At 67.3% G+C, this 22,703-nt stretch carries 26 protein-coding genes and 2 tRNA genes; 15 read left to right on the top strand and 13 right to left on the bottom strand.

Annotated features, from left to right (window positions below; genetic code table 11):
* Positions 1–7: 7 nt before the first annotated feature.
* Positions 8–1,438: a DUF1254 domain-containing protein gene (locus tag FO470_RS15145; protein WP_144343820.1), complete on the bottom strand. Its 1,431-nt coding sequence runs from the start codon at positions 1,436–1,438 to the stop codon at positions 8–10.
* A gap of 335 nt (positions 1,439–1,773) precedes the next feature.
* Here FO470_RS15145 and FO470_RS15140 point away from each other — a divergent pair, with 335 nt between their 5' ends.
* Positions 1,774–2,730 (top strand): AraC family transcriptional regulator, encoded by a 957-nt coding sequence (locus FO470_RS15140; protein WP_144343819.1) that lies wholly within the window; start codon positions 1,774–1,776, stop codon positions 2,728–2,730.
* Positions 2,731–2,811: 81 nt separating this feature from the next.
* Here the strand turns inward: FO470_RS15140 and FO470_RS15135 are convergent, their stop codons facing one another.
* The 5 genes from FO470_RS15135 to FO470_RS15115 form a co-directional block, all read right to left on the bottom strand.
* Positions 2,812–3,036: a hypothetical protein gene (locus FO470_RS15135; RefSeq protein WP_144343818.1), complete on the bottom strand. Its 225-nt coding sequence runs from the start codon at positions 3,034–3,036 to the stop codon at positions 2,812–2,814.
* Positions 3,037–3,135: 99 nt separating this feature from the next.
* On the bottom strand, positions 3,136–3,345 hold the full coding sequence (locus FO470_RS15130; protein WP_144343817.1) for a cold-shock protein: 210 nt from the start codon (positions 3,343–3,345) through the stop codon (positions 3,136–3,138).
* Between the two features lie 159 nt (positions 3,346–3,504).
* Positions 3,505–3,801, bottom strand: a complete 297-nt coding sequence (gene rpsU, locus FO470_RS15125) for a 30S ribosomal protein S21 (RefSeq protein WP_144343816.1) — start codon at positions 3,799–3,801, stop codon at positions 3,505–3,507.
* A gap of 171 nt (positions 3,802–3,972) precedes the next feature.
* A complete protein-coding gene (locus tag FO470_RS15120) occupies positions 3,973–4,236 on the bottom strand; it encodes a hypothetical protein (RefSeq protein ID WP_144343815.1) in 264 nt (87 codons plus the stop codon).
* 111 nt (positions 4,237–4,347) lie between these two features.
* Positions 4,348–4,563: a hypothetical protein gene (locus FO470_RS15115; RefSeq protein ID WP_144343814.1), complete on the bottom strand. Its 216-nt coding sequence runs from the start codon at positions 4,561–4,563 to the stop codon at positions 4,348–4,350.
* Positions 4,564–4,741: 178 nt separating this feature from the next.
* Here FO470_RS15115 and FO470_RS15110 point away from each other — a divergent pair, with 178 nt between their 5' ends.
* Positions 4,742–5,953: an MFS transporter gene (locus tag FO470_RS15110; protein WP_246659605.1), complete on the top strand. Its 1,212-nt coding sequence runs from the start codon at positions 4,742–4,744 to the stop codon at positions 5,951–5,953.
* A gap of 67 nt (positions 5,954–6,020) precedes the next feature.
* Here the strand turns inward: FO470_RS15110 and FO470_RS15105 are convergent.
* Positions 6,021–6,095, bottom strand: a tRNA-Gln gene (locus FO470_RS15105).
* A gap of 214 nt (positions 6,096–6,309) precedes the next feature.
* Here FO470_RS15105 and FO470_RS15100 point away from each other — a divergent pair.
* The 5 genes from FO470_RS15100 (at position 6,310) to FO470_RS15080 (ending at position 9,770) form a co-directional block, all read left to right on the top strand.
* Positions 6,310–6,386: transfer RNA gene (locus FO470_RS15100), tRNA-Pro, on the top strand.
* Positions 6,387–6,606: 220 nt separating this feature from the next.
* On the top strand, positions 6,607–7,338 hold the full coding sequence (locus tag FO470_RS15095) for a Stf0 family sulfotransferase (RefSeq protein ID WP_186291986.1): 732 nt from the start codon (positions 6,607–6,609) through the stop codon (positions 7,336–7,338).
* 48 nt (positions 7,339–7,386) lie between these two features.
* On the top strand, positions 7,387–8,157 hold the full coding sequence (locus FO470_RS15090) for a polysaccharide pyruvyl transferase family protein (RefSeq protein WP_186291985.1): 771 nt from the start codon (positions 7,387–7,389) through the stop codon (positions 8,155–8,157).
* Between the two features lie 3 nt (positions 8,158–8,160).
* Entirely contained in the window at positions 8,161–8,955 is a 795-nt protein-coding gene (locus tag FO470_RS15085) for a glycosyltransferase (RefSeq protein WP_144343811.1), read from the top strand.
* Between the two features lie 107 nt (positions 8,956–9,062).
* The gene (locus FO470_RS15080) at positions 9,063–9,770 is read left to right on the top strand and encodes a sulfotransferase family 2 domain-containing protein (RefSeq protein WP_186291984.1); all 708 of its coding nucleotides are present in this window, start codon (positions 9,063–9,065) and stop codon (positions 9,768–9,770) included.
* A 48-nt stretch (positions 9,771–9,818) separates the two neighbouring features.
* Here the strand turns inward: FO470_RS15080 and FO470_RS15075 are convergent, their stop codons facing one another.
* A complete protein-coding gene (locus FO470_RS15075) occupies positions 9,819–10,433 on the bottom strand; it encodes a carbonic anhydrase (RefSeq protein WP_144343809.1) in 615 nt (204 codons plus the stop codon).
* Between the two features lie 176 nt (positions 10,434–10,609).
* On the opposite strand from FO470_RS15075, the gene FO470_RS15070 reads away from it, so the two are divergent.
* Complete coding sequence (locus tag FO470_RS15070; RefSeq protein ID WP_144343808.1) at positions 10,610–11,521, top strand: MBL fold metallo-hydrolase; 912 nt, start codon at positions 10,610–10,612, stop codon at positions 11,519–11,521.
* A gap of 3 nt (positions 11,522–11,524) precedes the next feature.
* On the opposite strand, the gene FO470_RS15065 is transcribed toward FO470_RS15070, so the two are convergent.
* A complete protein-coding gene (locus FO470_RS15065; RefSeq protein ID WP_144343807.1) occupies positions 11,525–12,310 on the bottom strand; it encodes a DUF1499 domain-containing protein in 786 nt (261 codons plus the stop codon).
* A 25-nt stretch (positions 12,311–12,335) separates the two neighbouring features.
* Positions 12,336–13,067: an HAD family hydrolase gene (locus tag FO470_RS15060; protein WP_144343806.1), complete on the bottom strand. Its 732-nt coding sequence runs from the start codon at positions 13,065–13,067 to the stop codon at positions 12,336–12,338.
* 109 nt (positions 13,068–13,176) lie between these two features.
* Between FO470_RS15060 and FO470_RS15055 the strand changes: the two genes are divergently transcribed.
* Positions 13,177–14,481, top strand: a complete 1,305-nt coding sequence (locus FO470_RS15055) for an extensin-like domain-containing protein (RefSeq protein WP_246659604.1) — start codon at positions 13,177–13,179, stop codon at positions 14,479–14,481.
* Between the two features lie 91 nt (positions 14,482–14,572).
* Positions 14,573–15,955 (top strand): aminotransferase, encoded by a 1,383-nt coding sequence (locus tag FO470_RS15050; protein WP_144343804.1) that lies wholly within the window; start codon positions 14,573–14,575, stop codon positions 15,953–15,955.
* A 204-nt stretch (positions 15,956–16,159) separates the two neighbouring features.
* Here FO470_RS15050 and FO470_RS15045 read toward each other — a convergent pair whose 3' ends face one another.
* Positions 16,160–16,762 (bottom strand): L,D-transpeptidase, encoded by a 603-nt coding sequence (locus FO470_RS15045; protein ID WP_186291983.1) that lies wholly within the window; start codon positions 16,760–16,762, stop codon positions 16,160–16,162.
* 291 nt (positions 16,763–17,053) lie between these two features.
* On the opposite strand from FO470_RS15045, the gene FO470_RS15040 reads away from it, so the two are divergent.
* Both FO470_RS15040 and FO470_RS15035 read left to right on the top strand, forming a co-directional pair.
* Entirely contained in the window at positions 17,054–17,287 is a 234-nt protein-coding gene (locus FO470_RS15040) for a hypothetical protein (protein WP_144343803.1), read from the top strand.
* Positions 17,288–17,519: 232 nt separating this feature from the next.
* Entirely contained in the window at positions 17,520–18,497 is a 978-nt protein-coding gene (locus tag FO470_RS15035; protein ID WP_144343802.1) for a magnesium transporter CorA family protein, read from the top strand.
* Between the two features lie 137 nt (positions 18,498–18,634).
* Here the strand turns inward: FO470_RS15035 and FO470_RS15030 are convergent, their stop codons facing one another.
* Together FO470_RS15030 and pdxH are read right to left on the bottom strand one after the other, a co-directional pair.
* The gene (locus tag FO470_RS15030) at positions 18,635–19,375 is read right to left on the bottom strand and encodes an SDR family NAD(P)-dependent oxidoreductase (protein WP_144343801.1); all 741 of its coding nucleotides are present in this window, start codon (positions 19,373–19,375) and stop codon (positions 18,635–18,637) included.
* Positions 19,376–19,442: 67 nt separating this feature from the next.
* Positions 19,443–20,069, bottom strand: a complete 627-nt coding sequence (pdxH, locus tag FO470_RS15025) for a pyridoxamine 5'-phosphate oxidase (RefSeq protein ID WP_144343800.1) — start codon at positions 20,067–20,069, stop codon at positions 19,443–19,445.
* A 63-nt stretch (positions 20,070–20,132) separates the two neighbouring features.
* Here pdxH and FO470_RS15020 point away from each other — a divergent pair, with 63 nt between their 5' ends.
* From FO470_RS15020 to fabI, 3 genes are all read left to right on the top strand, one after another.
* Positions 20,133–20,630, top strand: coding sequence for an RT0821/Lpp0805 family surface protein (locus FO470_RS15020; protein ID WP_244616446.1), 498 nt, complete (start codon positions 20,133–20,135; stop codon positions 20,628–20,630).
* A 168-nt stretch (positions 20,631–20,798) separates the two neighbouring features.
* Complete coding sequence (locus FO470_RS15015; RefSeq protein ID WP_144343798.1) at positions 20,799–21,761, top strand: DnaJ C-terminal domain-containing protein; 963 nt, start codon at positions 20,799–20,801, stop codon at positions 21,759–21,761.
* 111 nt (positions 21,762–21,872) lie between these two features.
* Entirely contained in the window at positions 21,873–22,688 is an 816-nt protein-coding gene (gene fabI, locus FO470_RS15010; RefSeq protein ID WP_186291997.1) for an enoyl-ACP reductase FabI, read from the top strand.
* Positions 22,689–22,703 lie beyond the last annotated feature (15 nt).

The raw sequence follows: 22,703 nt of genomic DNA, 5'->3' as shown, positions 1-22,703 counted from the left end.
TTCCGGCTCAGCCGACCTTGGCCACGGCGGGAATGATCCACGAGCCGTTGAGGATCGACGGATCGTTCTCGTCCGGCCAGTAGAGGCGCAGCATGAGATTGAACCGGTCCTTCGGTGCCGGCAGCCAGTTGGCTTCCTTGTCCGGACCAGGGCTCTCGTTCTGGACGTAGATCACCAGCGAGCCATCCGACTCCAGCTTCGGGTCGGTGCGCATGCTCATGGAATAGCGGTTGATGGGGTTGGCGACGAAGAACATCGCCGCGTCGTACATGGTCAGCGACCAGAAGCCCTTCACCGGCGGCAGCTCGCCCGGCGCGAAGCGGAGCTGGTACTTGTTCGCACCGCTGTATTCGCTGCCGTCCTTGTCCTTCAACGAGGTCGGATAGACGGCGTCCTGCGGCCGGTTGGCGCCGAGGCCGATGGCGGTGATCAGGGCACGCTGGAGATAATCGGTGCCGTAGAGACCGGTCTTGGTCGTGTAGCCCCAGCCGTTGATGTCCTTGACGTCGCCGCCGCTGAGCTTGAAGTGCAGCATGATGCGGTCATAGGAAAGCTGCGGCAGGCGCTTCGACCAGCGGGCGTCGATCGCCTTCGGATCGAAGCTCTTGCCGGGGACGAGGCCGATCTGCGCGAACCGTGCCAGCGCCGGCTCGTCCTTGGCGGTCGGCGGATTGCGCTTCATGAGCTCGGCGAGCAGCGTGAAATAATCGGCCGCGCTCAGCGCGTTCACCTGATCGCGCACCGACGTCTTCATGTCGATGGCCGCGTCGACCTTACCGGCGGGCGGCGTGTAGTCCTTGCCGAGCGCGCTCAGCGGGAACAGCTTGAACTGGTCCTGAAGCGCGTGGACGGCGGCGTAATCCTCCGGCGTGCCGGTGCAGTAGATGCGGCCGAGCATCCAGACGATGTCGGTCGTCGACTTGAGCTGCACCATGCCCTCGGGCACCTTGCCGGACCAGCCGGGGCCGGTGACGAGATAGGTCTGGGCGCCGGTTCCGGTGGTGCGCGATCCCGGCACCTGGAACACCTCGGTCCAGCCATTGAGGAAGGGCAGCAGGAAATAGCGGCCCTTCATGTCCGGCACGCTCACCACCCAGGGCTCGTCGCCGACATCGAGGAAGGCCGTGGTGTAGAGCGTGTCCGCGTTGGGCGCGGTGACATCGCGGAAGCTGGCGTCGGGATAGGCCCGCAGCTTGATCAGCGTGCCCATCGGCCCGCGGCTGCCTTCCGCCTTCACCACATTGGTCATCACCCGGCGGGTCATCTCCATGGTGACCAGCGGGTAGCCGAACACATAGGCGTCCGAAGCGACCATGAAGTCGTCGGCGCCCTCGACGAGATCGTAGATCGGCCCGTCCCAGGCCAAGGCGTTCTGAGCGGCGGCGACCGAGGCCAGAGCAGCTCCACCCATCATCAGGGCGCGGCGCGAAAACGTCATGACATGCTTCCTCGACAAGATTTCGGAGACGAAGACGATTTTCCCCGCCACGGACCCACACCGCCGTCGTCGGCAAAGCATAAACCGCCGCAAGAATTCGTTTTCCCGACTAAGAGCACTTCTATGGAATTATAGCATGACGGCAATGTCACGTCGCGCGGGCACCGCCAGCCAAGATATTCCAAATCGAATACCTTGCGGGATGCCAGAGCCATAACTTATGGAAGTGGCCACCGCTTGCTATTAGAGGACAGGAGCCGCCGATTTTGACCAATGTTCCGTCCCAGCGCGTGGGCCCGGTCGCAGCGTTGCCCGCGCTTCTCGGAGAGCTCGGGGTGAGCCTCGATGAGGCGTTTGCCGGCTCGGGCATCGCGCCACACGAACTGCTGCCGGAAGCCCGGTTCGCCTACCCGGCGCTGGTCGGCCTGATCGAGCGCGGCGCCAGGCTGGCTCGCTGTCCCCATCTCGGCCTGCTGCTGGGCGCGCGCAGCGACCACCGGGCGCTCGGTCCCGTCGGCGAGATGATGGCGAGCGCGCCCACGCTCGGCGACGCCTTCCGCGATTATGTCGGGCTGCAGATCGGCTATTCACGCGGCGCGGTGGTGTATCTCCAGCGCCTCGGCGACGACTATCTCATCGGCTACGGGCTCTACGACGCCGGCACCGGCGTCGGCCGCCAGATTCACGATCTGGTGGTCGCCATCGGCTGCAACATGGTGCGCGCGCTCACCACAGGCCGCGCACAGCCGCTGCGCGTGCTCGAATGCGTGGGGCCGCCGGACAACCTGTCCGCCTATCGCAGCGTCCTCAAGACGAGCGTCGTCTTCGACCAGGAGCAGACGGGAGTGGTGATCTCCGGGCACGACATGGCCATGCCGCTGCCGGGCGCCGATCCGGCCCGGCACGTGCAGCTTCGCGCCGCCCTGCAGGAGATGCTGCGCGGCGATCTCGCGGACATCGTCGGGCAGGTCCGCCATGCCATACGCCCGCGCCTGATGCTGGACGAGGCCGACCGCCACGCCGTCGCGCGCGAACTCGGCCTCGAGCCCCGCACCCTGGCCCGGCGCCTTGCCCGGGCCGGCACCAGCTTCGAGGCGATCAAGGACGAGGTGCGCTTCACGGTCGCCCGGGAACTGCTGGCCCTGACGCGCCTGCCGATCGGCCGCGTGGCCGAGGCGCTGTCCTATTCCGCCAACAGCTCGTTCGATCACGCCTTCCAGAGGTGGGCCGGCGTGGCGCCCTCGCAATGGCGCGCGCAACAGGCGGCGGGCGTGGCTACCGGCGAGGGATGATCGCGGACGATCTCTTCCGCCTCAGGTGGAAGGGTTTGGGAGGTCCGGCAGGAGGAGTACTCCTCGCGACCGTCGGAAATCTCAGCGTTTCGCGCGCTTGCCGCCGGCGCCGGCCGAACGGGCCGCGGCCTGGCTTTCGGTGGCCTCGCGGGCCAGCCGCGCCTCGCGCAGGCGTGCCGTCTTGGCCTCCCGCTGCGCGACTTCCTGCTCGATCATGGACATGGCAATGCGCGAGACCGACTCTGCCTTGCTTTCCGTCTTCGAGAGCTTGGGCTGGAAGAGCGTATCGCGGTTGAGCTTCGCCATCGTTCATTCCTTTCAAAATGAAAAGGCCGGGTTGCCCCGGCCTCCCCTGCGTCGACGATCCGTGCCCGTACATCCGGGGTCACGGAGCGGAGGCATTCCTTACGCAGCCTGGAGGCTGCCCGCCGAGGACTTGCCGCTGCGACGGTCGGTCTCGATCTCGTAGGAGATCTTCTGACCCTCGCGCAGATCACTCATACCGGCGCGCTCGACGGCGGAGATATGGACGAAAACGTCCGGGCCGCCATTGTCCGGCTGAATGAAACCGAAGCCCTTCTGGCTGTTGAACCACTTCACGGTGCCTGTCGCCATAACGATATTCCTTAGTTCGACATAGAAATTCGATCACCCGCGCGGCGCGGGCGTCACGTTGACATCGATTTGAGAGGAATTTCGCTGCGGCGCAGAGCTGCGCAAAACAAAGTTCAACGTGCAAGATCGATGCGCGATCATAATCGAAACCAGGAGTTATTACAACCCTTGGTCGGATTTATTTTGAGCAGCCGCCTGAGGCGCGGGACGCGGGGCCCGGCGGTCGACGAGGGGCTTCTTCTTCGGGGCGGCGATGAGGCCATCGCGGACCGCCTGCTTGCGCGCAGCCTTGCGCGCGCGGCGAACGGCTTCGGCCTCTTCGCGGTTGCGCCGCTCGGACGGCTTCTCGTAAGAGCGCCGGGCCTTCATTTCCCTGAATATGCCTTCGCGCTGCATCTTCTTCTTCAAGACGCGCAGCGCCTGTTCGACGTTGTTGTCGCGAACGAGAACCTGCAAATTTTTTCCGATCACATGCAGCGGTGCTGCTGGTTTACGCGGCCGCAGAATGGCGACGCCTCGCCTAATATGGGGCGATATGCGGAAATTGGAAGGGCAAAGCGGCTTTATCGGCACGCGTGGCCGGGGGAAAACCCGCCAATGCCGTCCCGTTCCCGCCCGCGATCGCAGCTATTCGCTCATGATCTGCGGCGTGCCGCAGTTGGGCGGCGTGCAGTTCGGCAGCTTCAGATCGGCCGCGGGATCGACCGGCGGAGCCCCCGGGCGCGGCACCAGCTCTCCGGTGAGCGGCTGGGGCGCATCGGGCCCGGGATCGAGATTGTCCGGGTTCGAGAGCGGCGGCTGGGGAGCCGGCGGGGCGTTCGTGTCCTGCGCCAACGCCGGAGCGGCGGCCCATAGTGCCAGCGCCGTCATGGCGAGAAGCGTCTTCTTCATGGTGCCCTCCCTGCAGCATCCGCAGGAGACGCTACCACCGGAGTGCCGGGGCCCCAAGAGAGCTTCCGCGCCCGGCCGCCGCTTTCATCCAGCCCAACCGTACCCGGCCCGCTACGGCGTGAACTCGATCTCGACCCGCCCGCCGCAGCTGGGGCAGATCGTCTCCAGTCGAACCGGCTTCCGGCTCCCCGAAAGCGGCGGAGCCCCCGCCACGGCGGCCAGGCAGGTGCGGTAGAGGTCGATGGTCGCGTCCGGCGTGGCCGTCGCCTCCGGATGCCGCTCCAGCGTGAGCCTCAGAAGCTCGAAGGCGGCCTGCTGCTGGTCCATAGCCCTGCCCTCCCGGTCGCGCCGGCGCATTGCCTCGCGAGTCCCCACACCATGTAACCTCAATTTCCCCTGCGGTACCCCGTCAAAAAAGGAGGAAAGCGCCGATAGCGCTGCTTCCGGAACGGATGCCTGCTATCGACTGTCGCGTCTTGTCCGTCGCCTGCCAAAAGGAACGCCTGTGCCCCGCCAGCAGGAGTCCGCCGCCTCGCCCCGCGATGTCGCCACGCGGCGTATTCCGCCGACCGTCTGGGCGCTCGGTCTCGTCAGCCTGCTCATGGACATCTCGTCCGAGCTGATCCAGACGCTGCTGCCGCTCTACCTCGCCGCCGAGCTGGGCGTGTCGGTTCTCGCCATCGGCTTCATCGAGGGGCTGTCGGTCGCGATCGCGACGGCGACCCGGCTCTTCTCCGGGCTTCTCGCCGACTGGAGCCGCCGCAACAAGCCGCTGGCGATCGCCGGCTATGGCCTTGGGGCCCTGTCGCGGCTGATCTTCCCGCTGGCGACCAGCGTCGACCAGATCGTCCTGGCGAAAGCGATGGACCGCATCGGCAAGGGAATCCGCAGCACGCCGCGCGACGCCATCATCGCCGCCGTCTCCCCGCCCGAGATTCGCGGCGAGAGCTTCGGGTTGCGCAAGTCGCTCGACACGGTGGGCGGCTTTCTCGGGCCGCTGATCGCCATCCTGGCCATGACCTTGATGGCGGGAGACATCGTCTCCGTCTTCGGGATCGCCACCATCCCCGCCGCGCTGGCGATGGCCGTACTGATCTTCGCCGTGCACGAGCCGAAGACGGGGGCGGCAGCGAAGCGGCCGGCCTTCCGGCTGTCCCGCTCGTTCCGGCTGAACCGCGCGGTCTGGGGCGTGATCGGCATCGCCTCCGTGCTGATGCTGGCCCGTTTCAGCGAGGCTTTCGTGCTCCTGAAAGCGCTCGAGGCCGGCTTCTCGCCGTCCTGGGTGCCGCTGTCGATGGTCGTCATGCACGCCGCCTACGGGCTGACCGCCTGGCCGGTCGGCCGCCGGTCGGACCGCATCGGGCGGACCGGACTGCTGATCTGGAGCCTGATGTTTCTGATGGCGGCACATCTGACGCTGGCCTTCGCCGGCAGCGTGAGCGTCTACATCGTCGGCACCGTCCTCTGGGGCCTGCATATGGGCTTCTCGCAGGGCCTGCTCGGCGCGATGGTCGCCGATGCGACGCCCGACGACCTCAAGGGCAGCGCTTTCGGCGCCTTCAACCTGGCGACGGGCGTGGTGGTCCTCGCCGGCAACACCGCCGCCGGCTGGCTCTGGCAGAGCCAGGGATCGCAGGCACCGTTCCTTGTCGGCGCAGGCCTTTCCGCCGCGGCCATCGCGCTGCTCGCCGCTAGAGGACGCAGCGTTCCGTCCTGAGCACGTGCCTTCGGCGCGGAGGTGAGGAAGCAATCATCGAGAGGGATGCGGCCTGCACGACCGGAGCTGGCTGGGGCGGGAGGATTCGAACCTCCGCATGGGGGAATCAAAATCCCCTGCCTTACCACTTGGCGACGCCCCACCGGACCGGGCCGTCGGGCTGGAAAGCCGGGCCGGAACCGTGGGCGCGGACATAGCCACAGCTCGCCGCCGCTTTCAACCTCGGCACGCGCAAAGCCGTGCGACGACAGAGGCGAAAGGCCGGCGAACAGAGACGAAATCCACATCATCCACCGCCAAGCGCACCCCTCCCCTTGCAGGCCGGCGCATCGGCATGCTAGAGGCTCGCGCCGCGTCGGAGTGTAGCGCAGCCTGGTAGCGCACCTCGTTCGGGACGAGGGGGTCGCAGGTTCAAATCCTGCCACTCCGACCATTCAAGCCAAGGGCCTCCCGAGCCCTACAAAATCTACCCCGACAGATATCTCGACAGACACGACCCTACCGGGCTTCCGGCTCGCGCCGGCGGGCGTCGCCTCGTCGCTTACGGCCGGGACAGGGATACCGCACCGGTTGACGAGGCTGTTTCCGGCCGGCAGGTTGCGGCGAATGTCGGGTGCGCCACAAGCGACCGCAGGCGGGGCGGAGACCGTGAAGTGAGCGACTGGGATCAATTCGGCGCGGATTATGACTTTCCGGACTTTGACGGCCAGCCGAACACGTATGTGATTGCGTCGACGCCCCGATCCGGCAGTCACTATTTCGGCCATCTCTTGAGGAAGACCGGTGCCCTCGGCAGCCCGCTGGAATATTTTCATCCCGGTCATGTCGAGACCTGGAAACAGAAACTGGGCGTCTCCACTCTGGAAGGCCTCATCGCCTGCCTGTTTCGGCGCCGAACTTCCCCCAACGGATGGTTTGGAGCGAAGGCTCACTGGTCACAGTTCGAGCCCCTCCTCCAGAACGAAAGAGCCTTCCAGGCGATAAATTTCAGCAGGTACATCCACATCATACGCCGGGATCGACTGGCGCAGGCGATTTCCTTGGTGGTCGCGCGCCAAACCGCCTCCTGGATCAGCTTTCATGCCGTGCGGCGAACGCCGGAATACGATTTCGGCGCCATTCAAACGGCCCTTTCCGAAATCGATGCCCAAAGCGATCAATGGGAGGGGTTCTTCTCATCGCGCCGCATCGATCCGATGATCGTCGAGTACGAAGCCCTGCTGGCCGACCCGGAAGAGGCCGTGACGGGCGTTCTTGCATATGTCGGCCATCACGGCCCCGCGACGGGGGCCGCTTCCAGCCTCGAACCGCAGCGCCAGTCCTCGGGCATCAATGTCGAGTGGAAGGAACGCTATCTCGCCGATCTGAACTCGACCGCATGCTGATGCGTGCCGATCTCATCACGTCGTCATTTCGTTGGAGAGACATCTCCCGTGCCGATATATCTCAAGCAATTCACGAAATTCCCCAATGCCGGCGACGTCGCCAGCGGGCATATCGTCTCGCAACTGCTGAATACCACGCCCATCCTGGCCGGAGAGGACAGCCTTGACCGCCCCAACCTGATCGCCATCGGCTCCATTCTGCACTGGGCCGACAGCCATTCGGTCGTCTGGGGATCGGGCTTCATCTCATCGGGCGTGGGCCTACGCAGCGCTCCGTCACAGGTCGTCGCGGTCCGCGGCCATCTAACCCGGGAGCGCCTGCTCCAAATGGGCGTCGATACGCCTGCCCGCTTCGGCGACCCCGGTATCCTGATCTCCGACTTCTTCAAACCGGCGGAAGTCGCCAGACGGGGCGTCGGGATCATCCCGCACTATGTGGACGCCGAACATCCTTTCGTCACGCAGGCGCTGGAACACGGCGCCACGCGGATCGACCCGCTGTCTCCGCTCGACCGGTATCTCGCCGTTTTGTCGTCCTGCGAAATCATCCTTTCCTCTTCGCTGCACGGCGTCATCTTCGCGCACGCATACGGCATTCCCGCCGCGTGGATCCGCCTGTCCGGTCGGGTCATCGGCGACGGTTTCAAGTTTCGCGACTACTATTCCTCGATCGGCATCGGGCCGGAAGGGATTCCCGACCTCACGGGCGACGATCCCTATGAGCGCGCGGTGGACAGCGCCGGCGTGCCACGGTCGGAGATAGACCGAGACGAGCTGCGCTCCGCCCTGCTGGCCGCCGCCGCGCGGCTGGAGGGATAAGCCATGCTCAAGGCGTTGGCCGTCGTCTGTGTCCGCAACGAGGCCGTGCACATGCGCCGGTGCCTCCGCGATCTTATCGGCGACGGCCTCGACGTCTTTCTCATCGACAACGACTCGACCGACGGTTCGACAGAAATCGCCAGCGAGTTCCTCGGCCATGGGCTGCTTGGCATCGAACGTATCCCCTGGACGGGCGCCTTTTCCCTGTCCGACCAGCTTCGCGCCAAGCGGCGCATCATAGCCGACGCGGATCATGACTGGATCGTGCACACCGATGCAGATGAATGGCTTTGCTCACCTGTCGAAGGTCAGTCGCTTCTCGGCGGCATCCGTGAAGCGGATGCCGCCGGCTATACGTGCATCAATTTTCACGAGATCGTCTTCGTGCCGCTGCCCGGCGACGACTTCCTCGCCGACGACTACGCCTCCCGGATGTCGACCTACTACTTCTTCCAGCCGGTCTATCCGAGACTTAACCGGGCGTGGAAGCGCACGGCCGACATCGACAGTTCGCGCTCCAGCGGCCATCGGCTGGCCGGCGACGGGCTGCGCCTGTATCCGCAGGATTTCTTCCTCAGGCACTACATCGCCCTGAGCGAAGGTCATGCCCGGTCGAAATATGTCGGCCGAAAATTCTCCGACGAGGATATCGCCAAGGGCTGGCACGACAACCGACGCATTATCACGGCGGAGAATCTGCATGTGAAACAGATGCCCGGCCTGATGCGGACCCCGGAGCCGCTCAGGCACCGTTTCGATCTGAGCACGCCTCTCAAGACGCATTTCTGGCAGTGGTAGCTCCGAGCGTCGCGGCACGGCCCTGGTTCGCATTTTTCACCTGATCCGTAACGCTCGCACACGGATCGAAGCTTTCACCTGCCCCGGTATTGTCGATGCGCGGCTTCATGAACACGCTTTTCCGCCAGCCCGCCCCGGCGCCGGGGTGCCTCTTCGTCCATGTCCCGAAATGCGCCGGAACCAGCGTCCGCGCGATGATCGAGGAAATTGCCGCCGAGCGGCTCGTGCTCGACTACGATAGCTATTTCCGGATGGAGCAGGATAAGAGATGCACACCGATCCTGGGGAACCTCCTGCGCCCGGAAACCGTACCGGACGGGAAAATCATCTACGGTCATTATTTCCCGGTAAAGTATCTCGGAGACGGCACCGCACCGGCGGCCGGCCAGCCGGCGCTGGTCACCATCTTACGGGATCCCTTCAGCCGCCTGGTTTCGCATTACGACTTCTGGAAAACCCAGATCCAGGACACCGGCCATTATCTCTGGCGGAAAATGCACGAACAGGACTGGAGCCTCGAGCAGTTCGCGCTCAGCCCTGAAATGCAGAATTTCTACTCCCAGCACTTCTCGCAGATCTCGATAGGCCGATTTGCTTATATCGGCATATCCGAAAATATAGATGAATCGATCAGGAACTGCTTCGACGTCATCGGCCTTCGGTCGGCCATGCAAACCCGTCACGACAACCGGAAGGCCGGCAAGGACGAGCGGACGATCGATCCGGGGCTTCGACGGGCCGTGGAGGAATTCCACGCGCAGGACTACCTGATCTATAATTACGCGGTCGCGCGCTTCCATTCCGGAGCGGCTTGACCGCTCGGAACGTCCTTTCCAAGAAATGGCAACGGAAGAACGCCCCGCTCACGCCGGCGCGAAGGTGCCGTCGGGGCCGAGGTGCTCCAGCACGCCGGTGGCCACGGCGAAATAGGCGCCGTGGAGCACGAGACGCCCCTCGTCCAGCCGCTCGCGGACCCACGGAAAGGTCTCGAGATTGCGCAACGAGAGCTTCACGCATTGATGCTCGAGAATGGTGCGCCGCTCGACCGGGTCCGAGCTGAGATTGAGCGCGATGTCGCGCGCCGGGCCGGCAATCTTGATCCAGTCCGGCAGGAAGTCCTGCGCCTGCGGCGGCGCGCCGTCGATGAGCGCGCCCGCGCCCCCGCACAGGGCGTGGCCCAGCACCACGATCTCGCTCACCTCCAGCACCCGCACCGCAAACTCGATGGCGGCGCTGGTGCCGTGATGGGCGTGATCCGGTGCCGTGTAGGGCGGCACGAGATTGGCGACGTTGCGCACGACGAAGAGCTCGCCCGGGCCGGCATCGAAGATCATGGAGGGGTCGACGCGGCTGTCGGAGCAGGCGATGATCAACGTCTGCGGGCGCTGCCCGCGCGCAGCGAGGCGTTCGAAGAGCGCCTTGCGCTCCGGCCATGAGGTAGCGCGAAAGCGGCGATAGCCGTCGAGCAGTTTGTCCATCCGTCACCCTTGCGATAGGCAGGCCGCGCCACAGCTGAATAACGATGCTGCGCCCGGCGCGCAAACGGGTCGTGCCCGATCCGGGCGCACGGGAGGCATACTGTCGCGGCGAGGCATACGCCGGCCGCATGGCATAGATTTGCAGAACGGTATTCGGAAGCCGGAAGGAGACGCGCATGGCAGAGGACATTCCCTTCGAACGGCGCTTCGACGCCGTGCCGGGCGTCGCCGACGAGGTCGCGCCCGGCGTGCGGCGCGTGCTGGCGCCCAATTCCGGCCCGTTCACCTTCACCGGCACCTGCAGCTATATCGTCGGCGAAGGCGAGGTGGCGATCATCGATCCGGGTCCCGACGATCCCTCCCATCTCGCCGCGCTGCTCGAGGCGGTGCAGGGCGAGCGGGTGACGCACATCTTCCTCACCCACACCCATCGCGACCACAGCGGCGCGCTGGCGGCGCTGAAGGAGGCGACGGGCGCGCCGGCCTATGCCGAAGGTCCGCATCGCGCCGCGCGGGCGCTGCACGCGGAGGAGACCAACACGCTCGACGCCGCCGACGACCGCTCCTTCCTGCCGGACGTGGCGCTCGCCGACGGGGCACGGGTGGCGGGCGCCGGCTGGGAGTTGACCGCGTTGGCGACGCCCGGTCATACCGCCAACCACATGGCGTTCGTGCTCGAAAAGGAAGGGCTGATCTTCGTCGGCGACCATGTCATGGGCTGGTCGACCTCCATCGTCGCGCCGCCGGACGGCTCGATGAACGCCTATATGGAATCGCTGCGCCGGCTCGGCGAGCGGCCGGAGACGCTCTATCTGCCCGGCCATGGCGGACCGGTGCGGCAGGGACCCGCCTTCGTCGAGCGCTACCTGCGCCATCGCCACGCCCGCGAGACGGCGATCCTGCGGGCGCTGGAGCGCGGGCCGATGGCGATCCCAGAGATCGTGCGGGCGATCTATATCGGCATCGACCCGCGCCTTTACGGCGCCGCCGGCCTCTCGACGCTGGCGCATATGGAGGATCTGGTCGAGCGCGGCGACGTGCTTACCGAAGGCCCCGCCCTGCTTGCCGGCATCTACCGCCTGCCGTGACCCTCACTGGCGGCGGGGGCGGCCCTGCTGGTCGGCGAGATCGGTGAAGAGCTGGTCGATGCGCCGGGCGTTGGAGCCGAAGTCGCGGTCGCCGCTGCGGGCCACCGAGCGCATGTCCACCCGCGAGCCGTCGGGCGTGCGGCGCACGCGGATCACCACATCGTCGCGCAGGCCGAAGGGCAGGCTGCGCACCACCGCCTCGATCCGCCCGTCGCGGTTGCCGCGCGGGGCCACCGCGTCGACGACGAGCCATTTCTGCCGCGTCACCAGAGACAGCACCGCCCGGTAGATTTCCTCCGGCGGGGTATCGAAGGAGATCGGCTTGATGCCGGGGTAGAGGTCGAGCTGCCGCTCGGCCAGCTTCTCGCCGGGATAAGCGAGGCTGTTGGCGGCACGCGAACGCACCGTGCCGAGCGTGACGAATTCGGGCGGATCGTCCGGGTCGGTGGTCACGTCGGCAAGGCTGGGCAGGCCGACGCTGAGTGCCGCGATAGTCGCGGTAGGCGTGATCAGCATGAGTGCCAGCGCCGCGGCGCCGATGACGCGCCCGAGACCCTTCAGCCCCTCGTTCCAGATGACGACGAAGCCCGCCAGGGCGAGCAGCAGGGCGAGCACCGCCACCCCGACGCCCGCCAGCACCGTGTAGAGCGCGCTGCGGAAATCGAGCGTCTCGGTGGCGTAGAACATCACGCCGATGAAGGTGACGGGGAAGGCGAAGATGGCGGCGCGCAGGCTCCAGACGGCGAGCCGCGACATGCGCTCCTCGACATAGAGCCGACGGCGGATCATTGCCGCGTCCTCCCGCCCCTGCCCTTCACGCCAGCTCTCCGGCGACCGGCGCGCGGGTGCCGGCGAAGAGATCGGCGAGATCTTCCACCGAATCGACCACGAGATCGGCCTCGTGCGCGAACGGGTCGACCGGCGTCGGCCCGCAGCGGACGAGGATCGCCATCGCGCCGGCGGCGCGGGCGGTGTCGAGGTCGTGGCGGGTGTCGCCGACCAGCGCGATGGCCTGCGTCGGCAGGCCCGTCAGCAGGCTGAACGCCTGGATCATGCCGGGCGCCGGCTTCGAGCCATAGCCCGAATCATGGCCGTAAATGGCGCTGAGATAGGGATCGAGGCCGAGCCGGGCCGCCTGCAGCCGGGCGCTGGGTTCGGCGTCGTTGGTGGCGATGCCGAGCAGCAGACCTTGGGCATGCAGCCGCCCCAGCGTCTCGGCGGGACGGCCGATGGGCGTGAGGCAGCGCGTGCCTTCCTCGCGGAAAAGTTCGTCCATCTCCTCGAAGAAGGCGGCGTCGGCCGGACGGGCGAGAACCTCGGCCCAGAGCGGCCCGTACTGGCGCGAGGAACCGGCGATCAGCGGCGAGGTCTGGAGAAAACGGCCTTGATCGGGCAAATAGTGACTGACGAGGTGGAGACGCTCCAGCACCGCGTCGTCGTCGCCCGCGAAGTGGCGCATGACGGCGCCGGCGGCCGGTCCCCAGGTACGGTCGAAGTCGACCAGGGTTCCGTCCTTGTCGAAGAGAATGGCGTGGGGTGCGTTCACTGTCGGTCGCGAAACGGTTGATAGGGGCACGAGGGGGCCTGATAGCATGGAATTCCGTCGCCTCCCATCGTGGCGCACATCCCGGCACCGTCGCCGAAACGGATTGGCCGTGAAGGGAGGTGCGCTGCCGGCCGCCATCCTCGCGCTGCTCCTCACCGGTGGCCCGCTCGCGGCACAGTCGACGCGAGAGCTGAAGCAGAGCATCGACCAGGCGGGCAACGCCATCAACCGCCAGCTCGGCGAATGGATCGGCGTGGCGCAGGAGCCGCCGCCGGAGCGCCCGGCCCGCTCCTCCGCGCCCCGGACCAAGCCGAAGACCGCCCGCGCCGCGCCCGCCTCCATGCCGGCCTCCGCTCCCCTGCCGCCCCGGCGCCCGTTCGAGGCCGACCAGCAGGCCGCCCTCGAACCGGACGAGACGCCGGCCGGGAACGACGCCGCGCCGGAGATGCCGGAGGCGGCTCCCGCTCCCCCGCCCTCCCCGCGTCCCGCGCCGCCGCCAGCCGGCAGGGCGGCCAAGCCGGCTCCCGAGGTCGCGCCGACGGGAACGACGGAAGAACCGGCGGAAGCTCCCGCAAAGGAGCGGGCGACGGCTCCCGTACCACTGCCCCCGCCGGGGCCGAACCGCCAGCTGGCGGCGCTGCCGCCGCCGGAACCGGCCGTCACCACCGGCGCCGCGCCGGAGCCCCCGGCGGACGATGACGGTTCCCAAGGCGCCCAGCCGGCGCCGACCATCTGCCCGGAGCTTTCCAACGAGAATCTCGGTGTGTTCACGCCGGTGTCGGTCGCCGCGAACAACGCCGCCTGCACGGTCGACCGCGGGGTGAGCCTTTCCGCCGTGCGGATGAAGGACGGGCGCATGGTGACGCTGGAGCCGCCGGCGGTGCTGCGCTGCGCGATGGCCGCCGCCGTCGCCCGCTGGCTGCGCGAGGGCGTCGACCCGGCGATCGCCACGCTCGGCGCGCCGCTCGGCACCGTGCTGGTCGCCGCCTCCCAGCAATGCCGGCCGCGCAACCGCGTCCCCGGCGCCAAGATCAGCGAGCACGGACGGGGCAACGCCATCGACACGCGCGGCTATGTGCTGGCCGACGGGCGCCGCTTCGTCATCGGCACGCCCGCCAAGGGCAGCGCGGAGCGGGCGATGCCGCTCGCCTTCCAGGAACGGCTGAAGGCGAGCGCCTGCGCCGACTTCACCACCATCCTCGGCCCCGGCTCGGACGGCTATCACGAGCTTCACCTGCACGTGGACCGGGCCGAGCGCCGAAACAACCTCGTGCTCTGCCGCTGGGCCACCGCCGAGATCCGGGCGGGCGGCGCAGCGGCGAGGCCGGCACCCAAGCCGTCATCCAAACCGGATGCGAAGCCCGCCGCGCAGCCGGCGGAAGATGCGCCGGACGACGAAGAAACAAGTCAATAGCGCACCGCTCAGACCAAGGGCGCGCTTCCGGCGCGCCGCGCGCCGATCTAGGGTGAGCGCCGGTTCCACCATCGGCCGGCGGAGTTCTGCCATGCTCACCAATCTTCAGGCTCGCGATGTCGAGACCCTGGTCCACCCCTACACCAATCTCGTCGCGGTGCGCGAAACGGGACCGCTCATCCTCGAGCGCGGCAAGGGCGTGTGGGTGCACGATGTCGACGGCAAGCCCTATCTGGAGGGCATGGCCGGCTTGTGGTGCACGGCGCTGGGCTACGGCAACGAGGAACTGGTCGAGGCCGCGGCGGCGCAGATGCGCAAGCTGCCCTTCACCCACATCTTCGGCGGCAAGAGCCACGACCCGGCGATCGAACTCGCCGAGAAGCTGAAGGAGATGGCCCCGGTGCCGATCTCCAAGGTGTTCTTCACCTCGTCCGGTTCGGAAGCCAACGACACCCAGATGAAGCTCGTCTGGTACATGAACAACGCGCTCGGGCGGCCGAAGAAGAAGAAGATCATCTCCCGCATGCGCGCCTATCACGGCGTGACCATCGCCTCGGCCTCGCTCACGGGCCTCGCCGGCAACCACAACGATTTCGACCTGCCGATCGCCGGCGTGCGGCACACCACCTGCCCGCATTATTACCGCCTCGCGGAGGCCGGCGAGACCGAGGAGGATTTCGCCACCCGCCTCGCCGCCGACCTCGAAGCCCTCATCATCGCCGAGGGGCCGGAGACGGTGGCCGCCTTCATCGCCGAGCCGGTGCTCGGCGCGGGCGGCGTGATCGTGCCGCCGAAGAGCTACTATCCGAAGATCGAGGCGGTGCTGAAGAAGTACGACGTCTTCTTCATCGGCGACGAGGTGATCACCGGCTTCGGCCGCCTCGGCACGGCCTTCGGCTGCCAGGCGCTGGAAATGAAGCCGAACTCCATCTCCATCGCCAAGGCGCTGTCCTCCGCCTATCAGCCGATCGGCGGCGTGATGATCCCGGAGGACATGTACCAGGCCATGCTGCAGGAGAGCAGCAAGCTCGGCAGCTTCGGCCATGGCTACACCTATTCCGGCCATCCGGTGGCGGCCGCCGTGGCGGTGAAGACGCTGGAGATCTACGAGCGCGAGAGCATCTTCGAGCGGGTGCGGGCGAAGATCCCGCAGTTCGACGCCCGCCGCGCCGCGCTGGAGGACCACCCGCTGGTCGGCGAGGCGCGCGGGGCGGGCCTCGTCGGCGCCGTCGAGTTGGTGGCCGACAAGAAGACCAAGCAGCAGTTCGACCCCAAGCTGGGCCTCGCCGCCAAGTGCGTCGCCTTCTGCCAGGAGGAAGGGCTGATCCTGCGCAACGTCTTCGGCGACGCCATCACCATCTGCCCGCCGCTGGTCATCTCGCCGGCGGAGATCGACGAATTGTTCGACCGTCTCACCCGCGCCCTCGACAAGACGCTGGACTGGGCGGTGCGCGAGAAGCTGCTGGCGGCCTGAACGCCTCCCCCGAACAGGGGGAAGACGACATCATCCCCGGGGTTCGCCCCGGGGATTTTCGTTTCAGCCCGCCCCCGCCGCGAAACGCGCGCTATCCGGGGGGAGCTTGCCCGGGCAACCGGCCGAGATTCGAGATATTGTCGAAGCAAACAAAAAGGGCGCTGCCGACGGCAGCGCCCTTTTCGGTTTCCGGTGCGGCGTTCGTCAGAGCACGACGACTTCCGTGCCCTGCGGCACGCGGGTGTAAAGGTCGATCACATCCTCGTTCAGCATGCGGATGCAGCCGGAGGAGATGGCCTGACCGATATATTCGGGCTGGTTGGTGCCGTGGATGCGGAACAGCGTGTCCTTGTTGCCCTGGTAGAGGTAGAGCGCGCGGGCACCCATCGGGTTGTGCGGGCCGGGACCGACGAAGTCCGGCACGCCGGCGATGCGCTGCTTGATCTCGGGAGTGGGAACCCACTGCGGCCACTCGGCCTTGCGGCCGACCTTGGCCTCGCCCTTGAACGCCAGACCTTCCTCACCGACGGTCACGCCGTAACGGATCGCCTTGCCGTCCTTCTCGACGAGGTAGAGGTACTTCTTGTCGGTATCGACGACGATGGTGCCCGGCTTCTCCTTGCCGGCATACTCGACGATGGACCGCTGATACATGTCCGGCGGCAGCACCTTTTTATAGGGCGTGTTGGCCAGCAGCTTCTTGTCCCGCGGCGTCAGGGACGCCTCCGGCGCCGCCTGGCGCTGCACCTGGCTGCATGCACCCAAAAGAACCGCCAAGAGGACAATGCCCGCCCCGCGCAAAACCATTTTCCAATGCTCCGAATCGCCCTGCACGCCAAACGCGTGTTCTTAGCTCGCAAGTCGATTAACCGAAGTCCGGGCCGCCTTGAAGAGGCCACATGAGTGCCACGTGTTTGTCGGGGCAAAATGTTGCGCAAAAACCTCAGTTCCCTTGGAAGAGGTCGAAAAAGCCCGGCGACGGCTTTCCGGCCCGCAAGAGACCTTATCTCCGACCGCGACTCTGCATATTTTTGACGCAGTCGGCGCTCATTTCATCGGCAATCCGCCGGTGTAAGGCGGCGCGTACTGGAGGAAGACATGTCTACCGAAGAAGAGAGCCCGGCTCCTGAGGGCCGACCGAGCGAACGCTGGGAGCGTTCCCAGCAAACCGCGCACTGGCGCGAGATCGGCATTTCCGCGGTTGCCGCCGCGGCGCGCTACCACAGCGACAAGAAGACGGTATCCGATGCCCCCGTTTCGGGCGCGGCGCGGACCGAAGATGCGGAAGCAAAAATCGTCACGCTTCGCGACGTAGAATATTTCGCGGCCTGACGCCGCCGGCCGGAAGGCCGCCGCGATCACCGCCTCATCTCCCAGAGCCGATGGAAGACGCAACGCTCCCACCAGCGCGATGCCTGCTGCGCCGCGCACGGGACGGGTTTCGCCGGCTGATCGACCCGGGCACCGCACAACGGCCGGACCTTCGCCCATGGCGCAGGGCCGGCTGGAAGTCGGCTGTGTTCCGGCGCATGCTCGGCCGCGTGAATGAAGCGTCGGAGAGGCCATGATCACTGCCTATTGCGTGCGCGGCGGCACGCTCACCTCGGTTCACATCGGCCCCGGGCAGGCCCTCCCGCCCGATACGGTGTGGATCGACCTGCTGCGGCCGAGCGAGGGCGAGGACCGCATCATCGAGGCGGCGCTGGGGATCTCCGTGCCGACCCGCGAGGAAATGGTCGAGATCGAGCCGTCGAGCCGGCTGAGGGTCGAAAACGGCGCCCGCTACATGACGGGCTCCATCGTCTGCAACAGCGAGGGCGAGCGCCCGTCGCTGGCGGAGGTCTCGTTCATCCTCACGGACGGCAAGCTCGCCACCGTGCGCTATGACGAGCCGACGCCCTTCCGGCTGCTGGCCGCCACGCTCGACCGGGCCTGCCCCGGCGGGATGAAGGGCGACCGGCTGCTGTTCGCCCTGCTCGACACCATCATCGACCGCGCCGCCGACATCATCGAGCGACTGTCGGCCGACATCGACGCCGTCTCCCGCCAGGTCTTCGAGCGCGAGCCGACACGCACCGGCGACAGCCAGCGCTTCCGCGTGATCCTGCGCCAGCTCGGCCGGCGGGGCGACCTCGCCTCCAAGGTCCGCGAGAGCCTCGTCTCCATCGGCCGGCTCGTCACCTTCCTCGCCACCGAGGGAGAGGCCCAGCGCTTCGACAAGGAGCAGAAGGCCCTGTTGAAGAGCATGCAGCGCGACGTCGGCTCGCTGAACGACCATGTCAGCTACATCGGCAACAAGATCACCTTCCTGCTCGACGCCACGCTCGGCATGGTCGGCATCGAGCAGAACAACATCATCAAGATCTTCGCGGTTCTGTCGGTGGTGCTGATGCCGCCGACGCTGATCGCCTCGGTCTACGGCATGAACTTCCAGTACATGCCGGAGCTGAACGAGCACTGGGGCTACCCCATCGCCCTCGCCGCCATGCTGGCGGCGGCGGTGGTGCCCTACTGGTTCTTCAAATGGAAGCGGTGGCTGTAACGCTCTGGCGCCGGCCTCGTCATCCCCGGCGGACGCAACTCACGCGACGTCGTGCCCGGCCTTGGGCCGGGCATTCACGACCTGGCTGATGAGGGCGTGGATGGCCCGGCCAAGCCCGGCCATGACGTTCATCTGCCTCAGACGTGCTGACCACCATTAATGTGGATCTCCGCCCCGTTCAGATAGGACGAGGTGTCGGTGCACAGCACATAAATGATCTTCGCCACCTCGTCTGGCGTACCGAGGCGCTGCATCGGGATCTGCTCGACGAGCTTTTCCGTGCCGGGCGACAGGATCGAGGTGTCGATCTCGCCGGGCGCGATGGCATTCACCCGCACGCCGAGCGGGCCGAAATCGGCCGCCATCTCGCGCGTCAGCCCGGCCAGCGCCGCCTTGGAGGTCGCGTAGGCCGCCCCGGCGAAGGGATGCACCCGCGAGCCGGCGATGGAGGTGACGTTCACCACCGCGCCATGGGTGCGCTTCAGCTCCTCCAAGAGGCCCCGCGCCAGCAGGATGGGGGCGAAGAAATTCACCTGGAATACCCGGCGCCAGTCCTCTTCCGGCGTGTTGAGCGTGCCGAGACGCGCGCCGCCCGCCCCCTTGGGCGAGATGCCGGCATTGTTCACCAGCGCGTGCAGCTCGCCGTCCGGCAGGCGGCTCTTGATCTCGTCCACCGCCCGCAGCGTGTCGGCGGGGTCGGAGAGGTCGACCTGGATGTGGTCTTCCGGCCCCATCTCCCACGGGCAGTTCTCCGGGAAGGGATGGCGCGAGCAGGTGATCACCCGCCATCCGGCGGCGGAGAAGCGCTTGACGGTGGCGTGCCCGATCCCGCGCGAGGCGCCGGTGAGCAGGAGGGTGCGGCGGGGCTGGTTGGTCATGATTGTCTTAGCTCAGCGTCAGGCCGTGTCAGGGACAAAGCCGCCCGGACAGGCGGCGCGGAAAGGCTCACGGATAAAGGCGCGTCTTGCTCCAGCCGGCGGCATCGGGCGCGTCGCGGCGGAAGACGATGCGGTCGTGCAGGCGGAACGGCCGGTCGTGCCAGAACTCGATCTGGACCGGACGGATGCGGAAGCCGGTCCAGTGCGGCGGGCGCGGCACGGTGCCCAGCGCATATTGCGCCGTGACCTTGGCGACCGCCGTCTCCAGCGCGAAGCGCCCTTCCAGCGGGCGGGACTGCTGGCTCGCCCAGGAGCCGATCTGCGACAGGCGCGGGCGGGTGTTGAAATAGGCGTCCGCCTCCTCGTCGCTCACCGTCTCGACCGGACCGCGCACCCGGATCTGCCGGCGCAGCGACTTCCAGTGAAAGACGGCGGCGGCCTTCGGCACGGCGGCGAGCTCGCGCCCCTTGGCGCTGCCGGTGTTGGTGAAGAACACGAAGCCGCGCTCGTCGCGCTGGTTCAGCAGCACCATCCGCACGTCCGGCAGCCCGTCGGCGTCGACCGTGGCGAGCGCCATGGCATTGGGATCGTTGGGCTCTTTCCCGGCCGCCTCGGCGAACCACTCCTCGAAGAGACGGAACGGTTCGGTAGCGGAGGTAAAATCACCGGATATTAACTCTTCAGGCGCTTCCATAACGTCATTCTTCGGGCGGGTTGGGCAACAAGACCCATGGATGTGTTCCACAGGTGGCGGACGATGGCGACGCAGGGTGCGGCGCGGCATCGCTCTTCATATAGGCGCACCGCGCCTTTCCACACAGTATCTTTCCGCACGGCGGCGTGCTGGACGACCCTCTTCGCGGGTCTCGCCCTCGCCGGCTGCGCCGGCGCGCCGGCGATCGACACGACGACCACCGGCTCGATCTCGCCCCGCCGCGCCGCCGCCTATGCCAGCGAACCGGTGCCGGAAGGCGTCGCGCCGGACGACTGGCTGGCCGCCCGCACCGCGCTCGCCGAGGCGCTGCGCGAGGACAGCTGGGCACCGAGCGTGCCCTGGGAGAACAGCGCCAGCGCCACGCGCGGCACCGTGACCCCGCTCGACCCGACGGTGGCCGCCAACAACAAGGCGCGGTGCCGCGAGTTCCTGATGAGCTTCGTGCGCGACGCCAACGAGGAATGGCTGCAGGGCGAAGCCTGCCGCACCGAGCGCGGCTGGTGGAAGGTCGATCAGGCGCGGCTGCTGCAGCGCGGCTGACCTCCCGTCCTCCCCGACTTCCGGCTTCCCACCGGTCCGGTCGGCCGGGCTCACGCACCGCCCCGCCGGACGCGCTTCCGCGCGGTTCACGCTTCCGCTACCGTTGCACGCTGGCAACACCATGCCTACATGCGTGGGAGCCGGAACCGCCGGACGAGATCATCATTCATGCGCGATCCCTATGAAATCCTCGGCGTCGCCCGCAACGCCGACCAGAACGAGATAAAGCGCGCCTTCCGGCGCCTGGCGAAGAAGCTGCATCCGGACGCCAACAAGGACGATCCGAAGGCGCAGGACAAGTTCGCCGAACTGAACAGCGCGCACGAAATCCTCTCCGACCCCGAAAAGCGCGGCCAGTACGACCGTGGCGAGATCGACGCCGAGGGCAAGCCGCGCGGCTTCGAGGGCTTCCCCGGCGGGGGTGGCGGGTTCAATCGCGGCGCCCATCGCGGCCCGCAGGGCGAGACCATCTTCGAGAGCTTCTCCTTCGGCCCGGAGGGCATGCGCCGCTCCGGCCACGGACCGCACGAGGCCGGCGGCTTCGACGACGTGATCGCCGACATCCTCGGCGGTCTCGGCGGGCGCGGGCGGGCCCGTGCCGGCGCGGGCGGCGGCGAGATGCCGCGCGGCGGGGACATCGAGATCAGTGTGCCGGTGCCGCTGGAGCGCGTGATCGAGGGCGGCCCGGTCAAGGTCCACCTGCCGAACGGACGCACCGTCGAGGTGAAGATCCCGGCCAAGGTTGCCGAAGGCCACCGCATGCGGATGAAGGGCCAGGGCGAGCCGAGCCCCTTCGGCGGCGCGCCGGGCGACGCCTATGTCGTCGTCGCCTATGCCCCGCACCGGCATTTCCGCGTCGAGGGTACGGACCTGCGCACCGACGTCCCCCTGCCGCTGGCCGATGCCGTGCTGGGCGGGAAGGTGCGCGTGCCGACGCTCGGCGGCGACGTCGAACTGTCGGTTCCGGCGCACACCAATTCCGGCCGCACCTTCCGCCTGCGCGGCAAGGGGCTGCCGAAGGCCGACGGCTCCTCCGGCGACCTGCTCGCGACGATGCGAATCATGCTGCCCGATACCCCCGACGAGGAGCTGGAGGCGCTGCTGCGCCGCCGGCGCGAGGACACCGCCTGAACCGCGCCATCGCACCGTTGCGACCGCTCGCTTGAGCGGGTCTTGCTGCTGTGCGATAGGAACGCACGCCACCGTGAGGGTGGTCGAGGTACGGAGCAGGGCGTGACCAGCATGGCATCGGGCGGATTGATGAGCGGCAAGCGCGGCCTGGTGATGGGAGTGGCGAACAACCGCTCCATCGCCTGGGGCATCGCCAAGGCCGCCCACGCGCAGGGCGCGAAGCTCGCCTTCACCTATCAGGGCGAACCGCTGAAGAAGCGCGTCGAGCCGCTCGCGGCGGAACTCGACGCCACCCTGGTCGGCCATTGCGACGTCACTGATCCCGCCACCATCGACGCCGTGTTCGCCGAGACCGAGCGCCAGTTCGGCGGGCTGGACTTCCTCGTCCACGCCATCGCCTTCTCCGACAAGAACGAGCTGGACGGCCGCTACGTCGACACGACGGCGGAGAATTTCAGCAAGACCATGCTGATCTCCTGCTACAGCTTCACCGCCATCGCCCAGCGCGCGGAGAAGCTGATGACGGAGGGCGGCTCCATGCTGACCCTGACCTATTACGGCGCCGAAAAGTGGATGCCGCATTACAACGTCATGGGCGTCGCCAAGGCCGCGCTGGAGGCGAGCGTGCGCTACCTCGCCGCCGACCTCGGCCCGAAGAACATCCGCGTCAACGCCATCTCCGCCGGCCCGATCAAGACGCTGGCGGCCTCCGGCATCGGCGATTTCCGCTACATCCTGAAGTGGAACGAGCTGAACGCCCCGCTCCGCCGCACCGTCACGGTGGAGGAAGTGGGCGACACCGGCATGTACCTGCTGTCCGATCTCGGGCGCGCCGTCACCGGTGAGATCCACCACGTCGACGCCGGCTATCATATTGTCGGCATGAAGAATCCCGAAGCGCCCGACCTCACCCTCGAGCGCGACTGACGACACGCGGAGCAG

This window comes from Ancylobacter moscoviensis (assembly GCF_007559435.1).
Lineage (GTDB): Bacteria > Pseudomonadota > Alphaproteobacteria > Rhizobiales > Xanthobacteraceae > Ancylobacter > Ancylobacter moscoviensis.
This window is presented reverse-complemented; position numbering and strand designations above follow the sequence as displayed.

Coding starts and splice junctions, on each gene's coding strand:
- FO470_RS15145 (WP_144343820.1), bottom strand. CDS start 1,438: ATGACGTTTTCGCGCCGCGCCCTGATGATGGGTGGAGCTGCTCTGGCC.
- FO470_RS15135 (WP_144343818.1), bottom strand. CDS start 3,036: ATGGCGAAGCTCAACCGCGATACGCTCTTCCAGCCCAAGCTCTCGAAG.
- FO470_RS15130 (WP_144343817.1), bottom strand. CDS start 3,345: ATGGCGACAGGCACCGTGAAGTGGTTCAACAGCCAGAAGGGCTTCGGT.
- FO470_RS15120 (WP_144343815.1), bottom strand. CDS start 4,236: ATGAAGAAGACGCTTCTCGCCATGACGGCGCTGGCACTATGGGCCGCC.
- FO470_RS15115 (WP_144343814.1), bottom strand. CDS start 4,563: ATGGACCAGCAGCAGGCCGCCTTCGAGCTTCTGAGGCTCACGCTGGAG.
- FO470_RS15085 (WP_144343811.1), top strand. CDS start 8,161: ATGCTCAAGGCGTTGGCCGTCGTCTGTGTCCGCAACGAGGCCGTGCAC.
- FO470_RS15080 (WP_186291984.1), top strand. CDS start 9,063: ATGAACACGCTTTTCCGCCAGCCCGCCCCGGCGCCGGGGTGCCTCTTC.
- FO470_RS15075 (WP_144343809.1), bottom strand. CDS start 10,433: ATGGACAAACTGCTCGACGGCTATCGCCGCTTTCGCGCTACCTCATGG.
- FO470_RS15070 (WP_144343808.1), top strand. CDS start 10,610: ATGGCAGAGGACATTCCCTTCGAACGGCGCTTCGACGCCGTGCCGGGC.
- FO470_RS15065 (WP_144343807.1), bottom strand. CDS start 12,310: ATGATCCGCCGTCGGCTCTATGTCGAGGAGCGCATGTCGCGGCTCGCC.
- FO470_RS15050 (WP_144343804.1), top strand. CDS start 14,573: ATGCTCACCAATCTTCAGGCTCGCGATGTCGAGACCCTGGTCCACCCC.
- FO470_RS15045 (WP_186291983.1), bottom strand. CDS start 16,762: ATGGTTTTGCGCGGGGCGGGCATTGTCCTCTTGGCGGTTCTTTTGGGT.
- FO470_RS15040 (WP_144343803.1), top strand. CDS start 17,054: ATGTCTACCGAAGAAGAGAGCCCGGCTCCTGAGGGCCGACCGAGCGAA.
- FO470_RS15035 (WP_144343802.1), top strand. CDS start 17,520: ATGATCACTGCCTATTGCGTGCGCGGCGGCACGCTCACCTCGGTTCAC.
- FO470_RS15030 (WP_144343801.1), bottom strand. CDS start 19,375: ATGACCAACCAGCCCCGCCGCACCCTCCTGCTCACCGGCGCCTCGCGC.
- pdxH (WP_144343800.1), bottom strand. CDS start 20,069: ATGGAAGCGCCTGAAGAGTTAATATCCGGTGATTTTACCTCCGCTACC.
- FO470_RS15020 (WP_244616446.1), top strand. CDS start 20,133: ATGGCGACGCAGGGTGCGGCGCGGCATCGCTCTTCATATAGGCGCACC.
- FO470_RS15015 (WP_144343798.1), top strand. CDS start 20,799: ATGCGCGATCCCTATGAAATCCTCGGCGTCGCCCGCAACGCCGACCAG.
- fabI (WP_186291997.1), top strand. CDS start 21,873: ATGGCATCGGGCGGATTGATGAGCGGCAAGCGCGGCCTGGTGATGGGA.